Below are 14935 nucleotides of genomic sequence, written 5' to 3'. Positions count from 1 at the left end.
GCGGGCTCAGTCGCGCGTCCGGCGGGCTCGGGTCGCGGTTCGGTGGGGTCGTCCCGTGTGCGCACGGGGGCATCGCCCGGGCCCGCGAGGTCATGTGGCGGGTCGGCGGATAGGGACGGATCGTCGGTAGTCGCCATGGCGACCGTACTCCTACCCTTTTGTCCCCGTTGGTGCCCACGGGGTAGCCGACGGGTTGGAGACGGGGAAGGCGGAGATCATGGGGGCCGTGATGAGGCCGGTGGAAGCGGAGTTCGCCGAGGAGCTGGCCCGCGTACGGCCTAAGCTGTCCGGCCGCTACACCGCCGCACTGCCCGGCGCGCGGGCCGCCGTCATGGGACGGCTGTGGCGGGGACTGCTGTACGAGCCGCTGCCGGGCCTGTCGGCGGCCGGGCCCGGGTGCGTGGTGCTCACCGACGGACGCAAGCTCACCGGGCCCGAGCGGCGGCCGTACGACGTGCGCGACGAGCCCGTACTGCACCTCGACGGACACCCGCACACCCACCCGGCCGCGCTGCTCGACGCGCTCGCCCTACCCGGCACCGCCGCCCTGATCGCAGATCTGGACAACAGCGTCGCCTCGCTCGCGCTCTCCAGAGCCGGAGCCCCGGCCCGGCCCGCCGCGACGCCCGAGGAGCACGAGCAGGCCGTGATCGACGGCCATCCCTACCATCCGGGCTGCCGCAACCGCCCCGGCGTGTCGGTGGCCGAGCAGCTCGCGTACATGCCCGAGCACCGCCCCATCGTCCGCCTCGACCTGCTGGCGGTGCCCGCCCGCGACTGCCTCGTCACCGGTCCGTGGCCGGACTCCCTCAGGGACGGCGACCGGCTGCTGCTGCCCGTGCATCCGTGGCAGAGCGCGCATGTCCTCGCCGGGCTGGGGCTGCGGCCGCACGCGACCGGGGTGATCCCCGCGCGCCCGCTCATGGCCGTACGCACGCTCGCCCCGCTCGACGGCGGGCCGCATCTCAAGACGGCCTTCTCCACCCGCATGACCTCGGACGTCAGGGACATCTCCCCCGGCTCCGTACGCGACTGCGTGCCCCTGTCCGGCCTGCTCACCACGGTGGCCGCGCGCTGCGGCGGCGGGCTGCGCATCGCCCGCTACCTGGCGGGCGCGGCCGGTCCGATCGACGGACGGCCGAGCGCCGATGTGTCGATCATGCTCCGCGATCCCACGCCCGAGCCCGAACCCGGGACCGGCCCAGGCACCGTCCTCCCGCTCGCCGCCCTCGCCCTCGCCGTCCGCCCGCTCGCCGCCCGGCCCCTCGCCGCCCGGCCCCTCACCGCCCCCGAGGGACCCGCATCGCCCGGCCACGAGTTCCCCGGCCCCGCCGCGCCCGCGCTCTGCGCCGTCGCGCGGGAGCCGGTGGCGTGGCTGACCGCGTTCGCACGACTGGCCTGGGAGTCGGCCCTGGGCATGCTGGCCTGCGGGATCGCCATGGAGGCGCACGGCCAGAACCTGCTGGTGGCGCTGGACGGCGGCGGCAGGCCGTACCGGCTGATCTACCGCGATCTCGCCGACGTCAGGATCAGCCCCGCGAGGCTCGCCCGCCACGGCGTCGAGACCCCGCCGGTGAGCGCGCGGCTGCTCAGCGACGACCCGGCCGTCCTGCACGCGAAGCTGTTCGGCTCGCTGATCGGCACCACGTTCGGCAGCCTGATCTCCGCCTTCGGGCAGGGCGACAGGGCCGCAGAGGCGAAGCTGTGGCAGGTCGTGGCCACGGCCGCCCGTGACGCGGCCGGGTCGCTGCCGGCCGCCGACCGCGCCGCGCTGTTCGGTGAACGGCTCCCGGCCAAGGCCCACCTGCTGGCCCGCATGGAGGGCGCGGGCGACCGCTGGACCACGCTGCCGAACCCGCTCATCGGAACTCTTTGACGCGAAGTGCCTATCGCCGTGCCCGCCGGGGAAGGAAGATGGGCACCGGCTCACGCGCCCCATGTTCTGAGAGGGGGGCTCGCGATGATGCAACTGTCCGTCCGGCTCGTTCCCATCGATCACACGACCCTGGTGATCACCCTGACCGGCGAGCTGGACCGTACCACCCGGCCCGTGCTGGCCTCGTTTCTCGACCCCGTGCCCAAATCGCCGCTCACGCACGTGCTGGTCGCGGCGGGCGACCTGTGGTTCTGCGATCTCAGCGGCATCGAACGGCTCGCGCTCACCCACCGCGCGCTGCGGGCCAAGGGCGGGCACCTGGCCGTCGCCGGGGCCCGCCCGCCGCTGCGCCGCCTCATCGCGCTGATGGGCGAGCAGGCGGACGCGGCGATCCCGGTGTTCGCCACCATGGCGGAGGCCCTCGCGGCGGCCGGCGTGGCCGCGTACCGCCCGGCAGGCCCCGCCCGCCGCCATCTCCCCCGCCTCCGCACCGTGCAGCCGGCTCCCGCCGCCCCCGCTGAACACCGTCCCAAGCGCCCCGGCCCTCGCTGACCGCCGCACACCCCTAAAGCCCCCGCCGACCACCGTCCCAAGCGCCCCGGCCCTCGCTGACCGCCGCGCGCACCTCACAAGCCCCCGCCGACCACCGCAAACGCCTCGCCACCCCACCCCCGCCGAGCCTCGTACCGTGGACCGGTCGCTGCGTCCGGCGGCGGGGCGTGAAAGCATCGGCTAAAAGACCGGGCGAGTGCTTGGGGAGGCAGCGGTGGCGGACGAGTTCGATGTGATCGTGATCGGCGCCGGGCCCGCAGGAGAGAACGTGGTGGACCGCGCCGTGCGCGGCGGGCTGACCGCCGCCATCGTCGAGGAGCGCCTGGCCGGCGGCGAGTGCTCCTACTGGGCGTGTGTCCCCAGTAAGACGCTGCTGCGGCCGGTCGATCTCGCGGCGGATGTGGCCAGGGTGCCGGGGATGACGCTGGGCGAGATCGACGTGCGGAAGGTGCTGGCCAGGCGGGACGAGGCGGTGTCCGGCTACGACGACGGCGGGCAGGTGCGCTGGATCGAGAGCGTTCCTGCCGAGTTCGTACGGGGCCGCGGCAGGCTCGACGGCCCCAAGCGGGTGCGGGTCACCACGGAGGACGGCGACGAGCGCGTGCTGACCGCCCGCCAGGCCGTCGTGCTCGCCACCGGCAGCACCGCCGCCGTGCCGCCCGTGCCGGGCCTGGCCGAGGCGAAGCCGTGGACGAGCCACGAGGTGACGGCGGCATCCTCGATCCCGGAGCGGCTGGTGGTGCTGGGCGGCGGCGTGGTCGCCTGCGAGATGGCGCAGGCCATGCACGGGCTGGGCGCCCGCCAGACGACGATCGTGGTACGCGGGGACCGCCTGCTCGGCCGCATGGAGCCGTTCGCCGGCGAGCTGGTCGCGCAGTCGTTCGCGGAGTCCGGCATCGACGTGCGCTTCAACACGAGCATGGAACGCGTCGAGCGGCCGGAGCCCGGCGGCAAGGTCACCGTGCACCTGAGCGACGGCCCGCCGATCGAGGCCGACGAGCTGCTGGTCGCCACGGGCCGCAACGTCGCCACCCGCGGGCTCGGCCTCGACACGGTCGGCCTGCCGGACGACGCCCCCGTCGAGGTGGACGACAGCATGCGGGCCACCGGCGTGCCCGAGGGCTGGCTGTACGCCGTGGGTGACGTCAACGGCCGGGCGCTGCTCACGCACATGGGCAAGTACCAGGCGCGGATCTGCGGCGACGTGATCGCCGCCAGGGCGCGCGGCGACGAGCTGCCCGCGATGCGCGACCTGGCCTACGGCTACGGCTCGCCCCAGGTCGTCTTCACCGACCCGCAGGTCTGCGCGGTGGGCCGCACGGAGGAGCAGGCCCGCGCCGACGGCTTCCGGGTGCGGGCGGTCGAGTACGACATGGGCGCGGTCACCGGGGCGTACCTGCTGGGCGACGGCTACCGCGGCAAGGCCAAGGCCGTGGTGGACGAGGACAGGAAGGTGCTGCTCGGCGTCACGTTCGCGGGTCCCGGCGCGGCTGAGCTGCTGCACGCGGCCACGATCGCGGTGACGGCCGAGGTGCCGCTCGACCGGCTCTGGCACGCGGTGCCGTCGTTCCCGACGGTGAGCGAGATCTGGCTGCGGCTGCTGGAGACGTACGGGCTGTGAAACCTCACCCGGTGGCGCGCCCGGCGGCACCGGGCCGCTCATCGGGCACCGTCCGCTGCCCGGACGGGTGCTCAGACGAATGCTCCGCCGGGTGCCCGGACGGGTGCTCTGACGGGTGCCCGGGCGGGTGCTCTGATGGGTGCAGGGCCAGCTCGGTCAGCGTTTCGGCCACGCTGTCGCGCAGCTCCACGTGCGGCAGCAGGCCGGTCAGCCGCAGCACGGTGAGCAGGTGGGCGCTGGGCCGGACGAGGATGATCCGGCCGCTGCCCCCTTCCTCCTCCATGCGCTGCATGACCATGCCGAGCACGCCGATGATCGAGGCGTCGTAGAAGTCGAGGTCGGCCAGGTCGAACACGAGAACGGGGCCGACCGACCAGTTCCACACGATGTCGACGCAGGAGCTGAAGCGCTCGCGGCCGGCGTGGTCGAGCACGCCGGCGGCACGGACGACCGTGCAGTGGAGGTGCCGGGTCGTCTCGATCAGCAATCCGCTCCTGCTCACAGATAGACACTGCCCACAGAGCGGCGTTCTCACAGGTGATCGCCGATTCGAGGGGCCGCAGGTGACGGAACGGGCATGATTCGCCCGCCGCGCCAGGCCCGCCAAATGCGGCGGAACGAGCACATCCCGGCCTTGAGAAACGCGCGTGCGTCAGTCGGACTGCGTGCCCGATTCCAGCGTCGGCACGCAGTCGGGGGACGGCCCGAGCAGCACCAGCAGTGGCGACCCGGACGGGCCCGGCAGCACCAGCTCGGTCACGTTCCCCTGCTCGCTCTGGTCCGGCGCCCCCAGGTCGCCGTCCCTGATGCTGAGCACCCGCTCCACCCTGGGCGCGGCCGAGTGCAGCAGCTTCCTGGTGGCGTGTCGCAGCCAGCGCAGCTCGCTGTTGACCCGTCGCCAGGTCGCGGGGATCATGCTGACCGCCTCCGCACGGGTGCCGAGCCGCAGGATGATCTTCTCCTTGGAGCCGAACCGGTCCTTGAGCACGGGGTTCACGACGAACATGCCCGATCGCAGCGCCCGCCTGCCCTGCCGGTGGGCGTTCGCCAGCCCGCCCGCGCTGATCAGCCCGTACAGCTCGCAGCGTGACCCGTCGAGCGTGTCGGGGTCGTAGTCCACCGGGGGCGGCTCCTCGAAGACGACCTTGTCCAGCCGCACGCCGGCCGCGCCGTCCGCGGCGACCCGCCCGGAGACGGCGTCGCGCACGTCCGGGTGCACGCCGTCGCCCTCGATGATGTCCAGCACCTCGATGCAGATGAGGCCGTCGTCGGGGATCTCCTCGGGCGTGAGGTCGAAGGCGACCTTGGCGTGCGCCCTGCGGCCGCGCAGCAGCACGCACTGCCGCATCCGGCCCTGGGACCTGATCTGGACGAAGCGCGGCACGGGCCCGACCGGCTCGGCCCGTCCCTCGTGCCAGCCGCTGACCGACCGCTCGTCGGTGGACAGGGAGACGTGCACCCGCAGCGGCCGTCCCTGCGCCGACACCTTGAACCCGGCCAGCCCCGACGTCTCGAACCTGCCCACGATCTGCGTGCCTCGGCGCAGCCGGTCGGTCACCTGGAGCGCGGCGACCTTGCCGCTGTTCAGGTGGACGGGCGGGATGGCGGGAAGGATCACCGGGTCGACGTCGGTGACCGATCCTGTGCTGCTCATCGGGTGTTCCTCCAGGGGGTGCACGTGATGTCCTGATCGTGGAAGTCGAAGCGGGTGAGCATGGGGTCGCGCCGCTCCCACAGCCGGGCCACGGCGCCGAAGAGGGGGTCTCCGTCGGGCTCGACGTGCCGCAGGTTGACGGCGAGCACGCGTGCGTAGTCGTCGCCCTGCTCCCAGTGGGGCAGGAGCTGGCTCGGCACGTCCGCGCCGCAGCGGCGCAGCCAGAGCCAGAGCCTGGCGCGCTCGCGCTGCTCCGGCCCGAGGATGCTCTCGCCCTTGGCGTGCCTGGCGATGGCCTCGGCGAGCAGTGCGCGCAGCTCCGACGGGGTGGCCGGAGCGTGGACGGCGCCGCACGCGCGGCCCTCCGACCAGCCGGCCTGGATGACGGGGATGCCGAACGCGGGCAGGTCGCTCTCGCCGAATGTGACCGCCGCGTCGGTCATGCTCCACAGCAGGTTCGCAGACAGCCGGCCGTCCACCCGGCGGACGCGGGAGTGGCCGGTGACGGGGTCGTGGAAGAGCCAGTTGGCGGACTCGTCGCAGGAGGCGAACTGAGTGAGCGCGCCGAACATCCGGTCGTCGCGGCCCGGCGCGTGGGCGTGGACGGTGATCGTGGGGCGGTCGGGGTCGAGGCCGAGCCTGGCGCAGCCGTAGTGGCGGAGCTGGCGGCGCTCGGTCTCCGTACGGACCTGGTAGCCGCGCCGCGCCCGCCGGGTGGCCCGCTCGGCGCCCGGCCTGATCTCGTGGCGCCGTGGCCAGACGTGCCGCTCGAAGAACGCGCCGACCCTGGCGGGCAGCTCCTCGTCGATCGAGCAGGCCCCGTGGTCGGGGAAGAGCGCGTACGCCTGGAGCGAGCCCTTGCCGTGCACGTGGACGACGGGGATCTCCCTGGGCACCGAGCGGTCGGCCACCGTGGTGACCACGGCGGCGGGCGGCTGGTCGGGTGTGGTGTCGGTGGCGCCGAAGGCCACGGCCAGCCGGGCCCATTCGGGGCGGGTGCGGGCGACCAGCCGCGTCCCCAGCAGCGCGCAGAGCGCCCGCGCCACCAGCAGCGTCCTCGCCACAGCCCGCAGGTCCTCGTCGTACGCCTCGACCGCGACGTATCCGTCACCGCCCGGGCCGTCTCCCCAGCAGGTCCTGGCGGCGGCGAGCAGCCGGTCGACGTGCTCACCTTCCCCGACGTGACGCATAAGCCCCTCCACCAAGGCGCAGGAAGAAATGGCCTGGTAGACGTTGCCAGTCCGGGCCGGGGGACACGGTGGCCGACACGCATCCTTGCCCGCGGCTTGGGGGAATCTCAGCCGCCACAGGAGATCACTCGGACCGCAGCAGCCTCAAGCTGGGCAAACAGCGGTTATACCCAGGATCCCCGTAAAAAACGCCGATCCCGCACAACTTTCGGGGCCCAAGGGGTGTCCAAGCTTTTACGCGGAGCATGTGATGCCCGGGTTTAGGATGCACCCTATTGCCACAAGTGGGAGGGGTTTACCACCATGGGTTCCCGTCTGTCGAGTGTCGCGCGCCTGACGGCGGCCGCCGCGGCGGCCGGCGTGCTGGCCGCCGCCGTCGCGTTGCCCGCGGTCGGCGGCACTGGAGCGATATTCGTCTCGGCATCCGAGGAACTCGGGATCAAACCCGAAGAGCTCAAAGAGCCCCCGCTCGCGGAGAAGACCACGGTCGTCGACGCCAAGGGCAACGTGATCGCGCAGTTCTGGGAGCAGTACCGCGAGTCGGTCACGCTCGACGAGGTCGCGCCGATCATGAAGACGGCCATCATCTCCATCGAGGACTTCCGCTTCTACGAGCACGGCGCCATCGACATCGAGGGCACCCTGCGCGCCCTGGCCAAGAACCTCTCCTCCGGCGGCATCGCCCAGGGCGGCTCGTCCATCACCCAGCAGTACGTCAAGCAGGTGCTGCTCAACTCGGCCACCACCGACAAGGAGCGCAACGCCGCCCTTGAGGCCAGCTACGCGCGCAAGCTCAAGGAGCTGCGCTACGCGATGGCGGTCGAGCAGAAGTACACCAAGGACGAGATCCTGGAGAAGTACCTCAACATCGCCTACTTCGGCGCCCACGCCAACGGCATCGAAGCCGCCGCCAAGCGCTTCTTCGGCGTCCGCGCCTCCGAGCTGAACCTCGCGCAGGCCGCGACCCTTGCCGGCGCCGTGCAGGACCCGAACGCGACCGACCCCAACCTCGGCAAGGCGCAGCGCAAGCGCCTGCTCGCCCGGCGCAACGTGGTGCTCGACCGGATGGCCGAGCTGAAGAAGATCACCCCCGAGGAGGCCGCGGAGGCCAAGGCCAAGCCGCTCGGCTACAAGGGCACCCCGCTGCCCGGCGGCTGCGCCTCCAGCAAGTACCCGTACTTCTGCATGTACGTGCGCAACGAGGTGCTCAGCAACCCGGCCTTCGGCAAGACGGCCAAGGCGCGGGCGCAGTTCCTCAACCGGGGCGGCCTGACCATCCAGACCACGATCGACCCGAAGATGCAGGCCGCCGCCGAGCGGGCGATCAGGAAGCACGTCTACGCCTCCGACGACCCGGTCGCCGCCGAGGCCCTGGTGCAGCCGGGCACCGGTCAGATCAAGGCGATGGCGGCCAGCCGCAAGTACGGCAACAACAAGCGCAAGAAGGAGATGTCGTACAACGTCGTCGCCGACGCGCAGCACGGCGGCGGCACCGGCTTCCAGGCGGGGTCGACGTTCAAGACGTTCACGCTGGTCACCGCCCTGAAGCAGGGCTGGAAGATCAACGACGGGTTCACCGTGGGCAGCGGTTACCGCGCGCCGTACTACTCGTCGTTCAAGAACTGCAAGAAGGAGAACATCGGCGACCCCACCCACACCGTCACCAACGACGAGGGCGGCGGCGGTTTCAAGACGCTGGCCACCGGCACCTGGCAGTCGGTGAACACCTTCTTCGTCATGCTGGAACAGAAGGTGGGCCTGTGTGAGACGATCCAGACCGCCAAGTCGCTCGGCATCCACCGCTCCGACGGGCTGCCGCTGACCGAGTACGAGACCTTCACGCTCGGCACCAACGAGATGGACCCGGTGACGGTGGCCAACGCGTACGCCTCGCTGGGCGCGCGCGGCAAGTACTGCAAGCCGATGGCGATCACCAAGATCACCGACCGCAACGGCAAGGTGACCACCTACCGGCCGCAGTGCAAGCAGGTGCTGGACCCCGAGGTCGCCGACGCGGCGGCGAACATCCTGTCGGGCGTGTTCACCAAGGGCACCATGCGGGGCGTGGGCGGCATCGGCCGGCCCGCCGCCGGCAAGACGGGTACGACGGACAACCAGGCCACCGCCTGGTTCGCCGGGTTCACCCCCGACCTCGCGGGCGCGGTCAGCATCGGCGACCCGCGCGGCGCGCAGGACCACAAGCTGAACAACATCACCATCGGCGGGAAGTACTACCCCTCCGTCTTCGGCTCCTCGATCCCCGGGCCGATCTGGAAGGACACGATGATGGCCGCGCTGAAGGGCGTGCCGCCCACCGACTTCCACCCGGTGAACACCGCCCGCTTCGGCGGCTGCGGCTCGGGCTGCGCGCCGGTCCGCCAGACCTCGCCGGACGACGCCACCAACGGAGACGACGGCATCGAGCAGCTCGACGAGGCGGACTCGGACTTCTAATGATCACCCGATAGGAGCGGTTTCCTCATTGTCGGATAAGACAAATCGGGCACGGAAATACCGTCGTGATCAGTTGACCTCGCGGAAACCTCTACGAGTTACCACCGCCTCTAGCTGAGCAAATTCGGAGTGCGTCCGCACACGCGGACGCACTCTCAGCAAAGGCCCTATTAACAACGGCGAAACATTGGTAACGTGGGAGCGCTCCCAGGATCTTTCCGCGAGGTGCTCCATGACCGAGCAGCCCACACTGGCACAGGTGGCGGCCGCTGCAGGGGTTTCCCCCGCGACCGCATCAAGAGTCCTCACGGGCTCGGTGCGGGTCAGTACCTCGACCCGCCGCCAAGTCTACGACGCCGTGTCCCGTATGGGATACGTCCGACAACGCGCACCCCGGGGAAGCGCCGCCAAGACCAGCACCGACGGCGTCACGGCGGTGATCTGCGACCACTTGCCCCGGCTTTTCTCCGAGCCCTACTACGCCCGGCTCCTGTCCGCCGCAGGCGCCGTGATCAGCGAACACGGCACCCATCTCATGGTGACCACCGTCACCCCGACCTCGTCCACGCTGCCCGCGTTATCCGGCTCCGTGCTCATCATCGGCGCCAGAGAGCGCCATCCCCTGGCCATCAAGTTATCGACATCGGGCATCCCGGTCCGCAACATCGGCCGGCCGCCCCACGACCTCAAGCTTCCGTTCGCCGACGTCGACAACCTCGACGGCGGCCGCCAGGCGGCCGAGCACTTCCTGCTCACCGGCCGCCGCAACGTCGCCGCCATCGGCGGCCCGCCCTCCTTACCCGGCGCCCGCGACCGGCTGGAGGGCCTCGTCCGCACCCTCCAGGCGGCCGGGGCGCCCGACGTCCCCGTCGCGTACGGTGACTTCACCGCAGCTTCAGGCACCCACGCCATGCAGTGGTTGCTGCGCCACGCACCCGGGCTCGACGCCGTGTTCGTGGCCTCCGACCTCATGGCGGCGGGCGCCATCCAGGCGCTGCGCAGAGCCGGACGCAAGGTGCCGGCCGACGTCGCGGTGATCGGGTTCGACGACGCGCCGGTGGCCCGGCACACCGTCCCGGCCCTGACCACCATCCGCCAGCCCGTCGAGGAGCTCGCCACGGTCGCCACCCGGCTGCTCCTGACCGGGGCGACGGGCGTCGACCCGGTACTCCCCACGGAACTGGTCGTCCGTGAGTCGGCTTGAGCCTGGGGACGTCCTGGCCCGGCGGTATCTGTTGCTGGATCCGCTGGCCCGCGGGGGCATGTCGGTCATCTGGCGCGCCTTCGACCAGTCTCTGCACCGGATGGTCGCGGTCAAGGTGCTCACGGCCTCGCTGCACGATCCGTTCGAACGGGTCAGCGTACGCAGCGAGGCCCGCGCCGCCGCCCGCTTCATCCACCCCGACTCGATCGAGATCTACGACTACGGCGAGACCGTCACCGCGAGCGGCAGCGTGGCCGCGTACGTGGTGATGCCGCTGCTCGACGGCACCCCGCTGGCCGAGCGCATCGAGCAGGGCCCGCTGCCGTGGCAGGAGGCGGCCGCCATCGGGCTGCGGCTGGCCAGGGTGCTGATGGCCGGGCACGCCCGTGGCCTGGTGCACAGGGACGTCACGGCCGAGAACGTGCTGCTCACCCCCACAGGGCCCAAGCTGCTCGACTTCGGCATCGCGGCCTGGGCCGGCGACCCCGACGACGACCGCGGCACCCCGCCCTACGTCGCCCCCGAGCGGCTGCTCGGCGTGCCCACGCATCCCGCCGTGGACGTGTACGCCTTCGGCGTGCTGCTGCACCTCATGCTGACCGGGCGCACCCCGTACCCGGAGACGACATGGGAGGAGATCGAGGCGGCGCGCAGGACCGAGCCGCCGCCCCGCGTGACCGGCGTGCCGAACGCCATCGCCACGCTCTGCCAGCGCTGCCTGGCGCACCGGCCGGAGGATCGCCCGACGGCGGCGCAGATCGTCGCCGCGCTGACCAGCGCGCTCGGCACCGCCTCGCTCGGCCGCAACGTGCGGCGCGGACTGACGGTGGCGGGCTCGGCGGCGCTCGCGCTGTCGGCGCTGCTGTGGTTTCAGCAGTCGGCGCCGCAGCGTGAGGCGCCGCCCGACCCGGTGGCGGTGCCGCCGTCTCCCTCGGCCCGGCTGATCGAGCGTTCGCCCGCATCGGCGCGGACGCTGGAGCAGGCCGCGGCCGAGTTCACGACCACGCTGGAGGCCAGGACGCCCTGCGGCGCGACGGACGACGACGTGGTGCTCGACCTCAAGCAGGTGCTGGCCGCCGTGGTCGCCCCCGCCCAAGGGCCGGCGCACGGGCCGTCCGCACAGGGCCCCAGGACGGGCGAGCTGCGGCAGAAGCTCTCCGACCGGCTGCGCGAAGGCCGCCTGCGGCCGGCCTGCCTGAGCGAGCTACAAGCCAGGCTGGACGACATCGAGGCCGCGCTGGAACGCGACTGATCCCGGCGGTCCGTCTCGGGAAGGCTCCCGGCCCGGAAGGCTTCTCGGCTGGAGCAAGGGTGAGGGGTACGGCAGCACCAGCCGTACCCCTCGTTCGCGCGGGCCGGGCCCCTCGCAAAGCGTGCCCGCGCGAGCCTCAGGCGCAGGTGTAACCGTTCGGCACCTGCGAGTTCCCGTCCGGCCGCGACGCCTGGAAGCCGAACGTGGCGCCGGCGTTCGGCGCGAGGCCGCCGTTGTGCGGGAGGCTCCTGACCGTCACGGTGTCGCCGCTGACCGTGTACTCGGCGTTCCACATGCCGGTGATCTGATGTCCCGGCGGCAGCGGGAAGGTGACCGTCCAGCCGTTCAGCGTCGAGGTGCCGCGGTTGGTCACGGTGACGGGCTGGACGACGTAGCCGGAGTTCCACTCGCCTTGGATGGTCGCGGTGACCGCGCAGTTCCCGCCGCCGTTGCCGCCGTCTCCGCCGTCACCGCCTCCTCCGGTGGTGAACGAGAACGAGTTCACGCTCAGCCCGGCACCGCCGATCCAGGGCTCGAAGCCGGCCTGGACGCTGGTCAGGTACCACGACCGCTGGCCGTAGCCGCGGCTGACCACGTCCGAGTAGAAGGTGTCGATGGTGAAGTCGAGCGAGGTGGCCGGCGAGGTGCGCACGTAGGAGATGACGTTCCAGCCGGTGTTGCCGAACCACACCTCCCAGGTCGCGCCGGCCAGGTTCGCGGTGCCGACCCGCGAGCCGATGGGCTGGATCGAGCCCTGCCGGTTGAGCCAGATCATCAGCTCGGCGCCGGTGTTCTGGCCATCGGTGCGCGGCGTGGGGTCGAACCACAGGTCGTAGGAGGCGTTGTAGGTGCCGGAGCCCGGATACGACATGCTGACGCTGCTCCTGAGCGCGGCGAAGCCGGAAGCGCTCGCCTGCATGGGCAGGTTGCTGCCGGTGGTGCAGTTGCCGTAGTGGCAGCCGGCGTAGATGGACGGGTATCCGGCCGGTGCGCCGCTGGTGGAGTTGTCGTGGTCGGACTGGGTGATGCTGAAGCCGCCGTTCTGGTTGACGTCGATGCACTGCGCGGTGCTCGCGCCCCAGACGTTGTTCTGCACGATGTAGCGGCCGCCCTGGATGCTCGCGGAACCGTACTTCTCGCAGATCACCGGTGCGGCATGGGCAGGCGACGCGACCAGGCCCAGCGTGAACAACGCCCCGATGAGCAAAAGGATGTGCGCGTTCCTCATGGCGTCTTGCTCCCGCCTCTCTGACAGGGGAGTGTAGTGGGAGCGCTCCCAATCGTCAGCCTTCCGGCGACGGAAACGTCCGGCAAGCATTCCTTACGTGCTTCATGGGCCGGGCGGGCGGTCACCAGCGCAAAGTGGGACCAAGATCGGATGAAAGTTTCACGGAAGATTGTCGAATCCCGAAAAGTCGTGATTCAATGCGCTGGCCGGGCGGGCAGGTCGTGGGCAGGTTTCCTCTGTCGTCAGCGCAAGGGAATCTCCACATGAAGTTGTTCAAGTCGGCGGGAATCACCGCCGTCCTCGTCCTCATCACCTCAGTGTTAATGGTGCCCACACAGGCGCAGGCGCACGGCGTGACGATGTTCCCCGGCAGCCGTACGTTCCTGTGCTGGCAGGACGGCCTGCGGGAGAACGGGCAGATCCAGCCGTACAACCCCGCGTGTGCCGATGCCGTCGCCCAGAGCGGCACCACTCCCCTGTACAACTGGTTCGCCGTACTGCGCTCCGACGGCGCCGGCCGGACCTCCGGCTTCATCCCCGACGGCCAGATCTGCAGCGGCGGCACCGGCGGCCCGTACGACTTCACCGCCTACAACGCCGCCCGTACCGACTGGCCGACGACCCACCTGACCTCGGGCGCCACCATCCAGATGCGGCACAGCAACTGGGCCGAGCACCCCGGCAGGTTCGACTACTACATCACCAAGAACGGCTGGGACCCCACCAGCCCGCTGAAGTGGTCCGACCTGGAGCTCTTCGGCAGCGTCACCGACCCGCCCAAGTCCGGCGGAGCGGGCGGCCTGAACTACTACTACTGGAACGCCCAGCTCCCGTCCGGCAAGAGCGGCCGGCACATCATCTTCACGCACTGGATCCGTTCGGACAGCGCCGAGAACTTCTACAGCTGCTCCGACGTCGTCTTCGACGGCGGCAACGGTGAGGTCACGGGCGTCGGCCCCGACGGCAGCAACCCCGGCCCGTCGCCCGACCCCGAACCGACCGAGCCGGATCCGGAGCCCAACGGCGACTGCACCGCCACCTGGAAGGCCACCGACACCGGCTGGGCCGGCCACTTCCAGGGTGAGGTGACGGTCAAGAACACCGGCACCAGCGCCATCAACGGCTGGACCGTCAAGTGGACCTACACCGGTGGCCAGGGCTTCGAAGGCTCGCCATGGAACGGCGTGCTCTCGGCCCAAGCGCCCAACGTGTCGGTCACGAACGCCACGCACAACGGGCAGCTCGCGCCCGGTGCCTCCACCACGTTCGGGTTCAACGCCACCGGCTCCATCCCGAACCCCGCACCGAGCCTGACCTGCACCAGCTCGTGATCACTTCGCGTCGCGGGCTCATCGCGGCGACCATCACCCTGGCCGGGATCACCCTGGCCGGGGTGATGTTCTTCGCGAGCAGGCAGCCGTCTTCCACGCTGAACGAGGAGCTCGCCGCGCAGGTGACACTGATACTCGAACAGGCGTCGCCCGGCGAGCACCACGCCCATGGACACAACTTCGAGTCCGGCGTCGTGTGCGCCGTCGAACCCTTCGGCACCGAGCCGCCGAACGCGACCTCGCTGGTCGAGGTGCGTTGGGTCTACGCCCGCCACATGTGCGCCGTCACCGGCGAGAGCCCCGAGTGGGCCTCGTCCGTCCGCGCCTCGGGGCCGATCGCCGTGAAGATCGGCATCCCGCCGCAGATCAAGGTGCCCGAGCCCGGCCCCGGCTATCCTGAGCGGGTCAAGCGGCTGATCCCCGAGCGCTACCATCAGCAGGCGTTCGAGGACTTCCAGGACGACAGCGCGATCGATGCCGCCCGCGAACGCTTCGCCCTGGCCTCGTCGGCGGCCAAGTAACGCTCTTGCGAGGCAGGGGTGCGCGGGCCGCCCCGGACGGCGCCTCCATCCC

Annotated in this window: 12 protein-coding genes; 8 read left to right on the top strand and 4 right to left on the bottom strand. The window is 71.3% G+C overall.

Annotation, left to right across the window (positions count from 1 at the left end; genetic code table 11):
* Nucleotides 1-229 precede the first annotated feature (229 nt).
* From WBK31_RS37660 to WBK31_RS37650, 3 genes are all read left to right on the top strand, one after another.
* The gene (locus WBK31_RS37660; protein WP_406675561.1) at nt 230-1876 is read left to right on the top strand and encodes an IucA/IucC family C-terminal-domain containing protein; all 1647 of its coding nucleotides are present in this window, start codon (nt 230-232) and stop codon (nt 1874-1876) included.
* Between the two features lie 84 nt (nt 1877-1960).
* Nucleotides 1961-2428, top strand: a complete 468-nt coding sequence (locus WBK31_RS37655) for an STAS domain-containing protein (protein ID WP_406673942.1) — start codon at nt 1961-1963, stop codon at nt 2426-2428.
* A gap of 214 nt (nt 2429-2642) precedes the next feature.
* Nucleotides 2643-4049 (top strand): NAD(P)/FAD-dependent oxidoreductase, encoded by a 1407-nt coding sequence (locus WBK31_RS37650; RefSeq protein WP_364063797.1) that lies wholly within the window; start codon nt 2643-2645, stop codon nt 4047-4049.
* Between the two features lie 4 nt (nt 4050-4053).
* On the opposite strand, the gene WBK31_RS37645 is transcribed toward WBK31_RS37650, so the two are convergent.
* From WBK31_RS37645 to WBK31_RS37635, 3 genes are all read right to left on the bottom strand, one after another.
* The gene (locus tag WBK31_RS37645) at nt 4054-4551 is read right to left on the bottom strand and encodes an STAS domain-containing protein (RefSeq protein WP_364063800.1); all 498 of its coding nucleotides are present in this window, start codon (nt 4549-4551) and stop codon (nt 4054-4056) included.
* A gap of 150 nt (nt 4552-4701) precedes the next feature.
* The gene (locus WBK31_RS37640) at nt 4702-5703 is read right to left on the bottom strand and encodes a hypothetical protein (protein WP_378785695.1); all 1002 of its coding nucleotides are present in this window, start codon (nt 5701-5703) and stop codon (nt 4702-4704) included.
* Nucleotides 5700-6893, bottom strand: coding sequence for a hypothetical protein (locus WBK31_RS37635; RefSeq protein WP_406673941.1), 1194 nt, complete (start codon nt 6891-6893; stop codon nt 5700-5702). Before WBK31_RS37635 ends, WBK31_RS37640 begins: the two co-directional genes overlap by 4 nt.
* 303 nt (nt 6894-7196) lie before the next feature.
* Between WBK31_RS37635 and WBK31_RS37630 the strand changes: the two genes are divergently transcribed.
* The 3 genes from WBK31_RS37630 (at nt 7197) to WBK31_RS37620 (ending at nt 11803) form a co-directional block, all read left to right on the top strand.
* Nucleotides 7197-9347, top strand: coding sequence for a transglycosylase domain-containing protein (locus WBK31_RS37630; RefSeq protein WP_364063809.1), 2151 nt, complete (start codon nt 7197-7199; stop codon nt 9345-9347).
* Between the two features lie 232 nt (nt 9348-9579).
* Nucleotides 9580-10551 carry a LacI family DNA-binding transcriptional regulator gene (locus WBK31_RS37625; protein WP_364063812.1) on the top strand — a complete coding sequence of 324 codons (972 nt, stop codon included), beginning with the start codon at nt 9580-9582 and terminating at the stop codon, nt 10549-10551.
* Nucleotides 10538-11803 (top strand): serine/threonine-protein kinase, encoded by a 1266-nt coding sequence (locus tag WBK31_RS37620; protein ID WP_378785698.1) that lies wholly within the window; start codon nt 10538-10540, stop codon nt 11801-11803. Before WBK31_RS37625 ends, WBK31_RS37620 begins: the two co-directional genes overlap by 14 nt.
* 136 nt (nt 11804-11939) lie before the next feature.
* Here the strand turns inward: WBK31_RS37620 and WBK31_RS37615 are convergent, their stop codons facing one another.
* The gene (locus tag WBK31_RS37615) at nt 11940-13031 is read right to left on the bottom strand and encodes a GH12 family glycosyl hydrolase domain-containing protein (protein WP_406673940.1); all 1092 of its coding nucleotides are present in this window, start codon (nt 13029-13031) and stop codon (nt 11940-11942) included.
* A gap of 263 nt (nt 13032-13294) precedes the next feature.
* On the opposite strand from WBK31_RS37615, the gene WBK31_RS37610 reads away from it, so the two are divergent.
* Nucleotides 13295-14362, top strand: coding sequence for a lytic polysaccharide monooxygenase (locus tag WBK31_RS37610; protein WP_364063821.1), 1068 nt, complete (start codon nt 13295-13297; stop codon nt 14360-14362).
* The gene (locus WBK31_RS37605; protein WP_364063824.1) at nt 14359-14883 is read left to right on the top strand and encodes a hypothetical protein; all 525 of its coding nucleotides are present in this window, start codon (nt 14359-14361) and stop codon (nt 14881-14883) included. The genes WBK31_RS37610 and WBK31_RS37605 overlap by 4 nt, the downstream gene beginning before the upstream one ends.
* Nucleotides 14884-14935 lie beyond the last annotated feature (52 nt).

It is taken from the genome of Nonomuraea sp. N2-4H (assembly GCF_045291505.1).
Lineage (GTDB): Bacteria > Actinomycetota > Actinomycetes > Streptosporangiales > Streptosporangiaceae > Nonomuraea > Nonomuraea fastidiosa.
The sequence above is the reverse complement of the archived record's forward strand: the minus strand, read 5'-3'. Positions and strand labels throughout refer to the sequence as shown.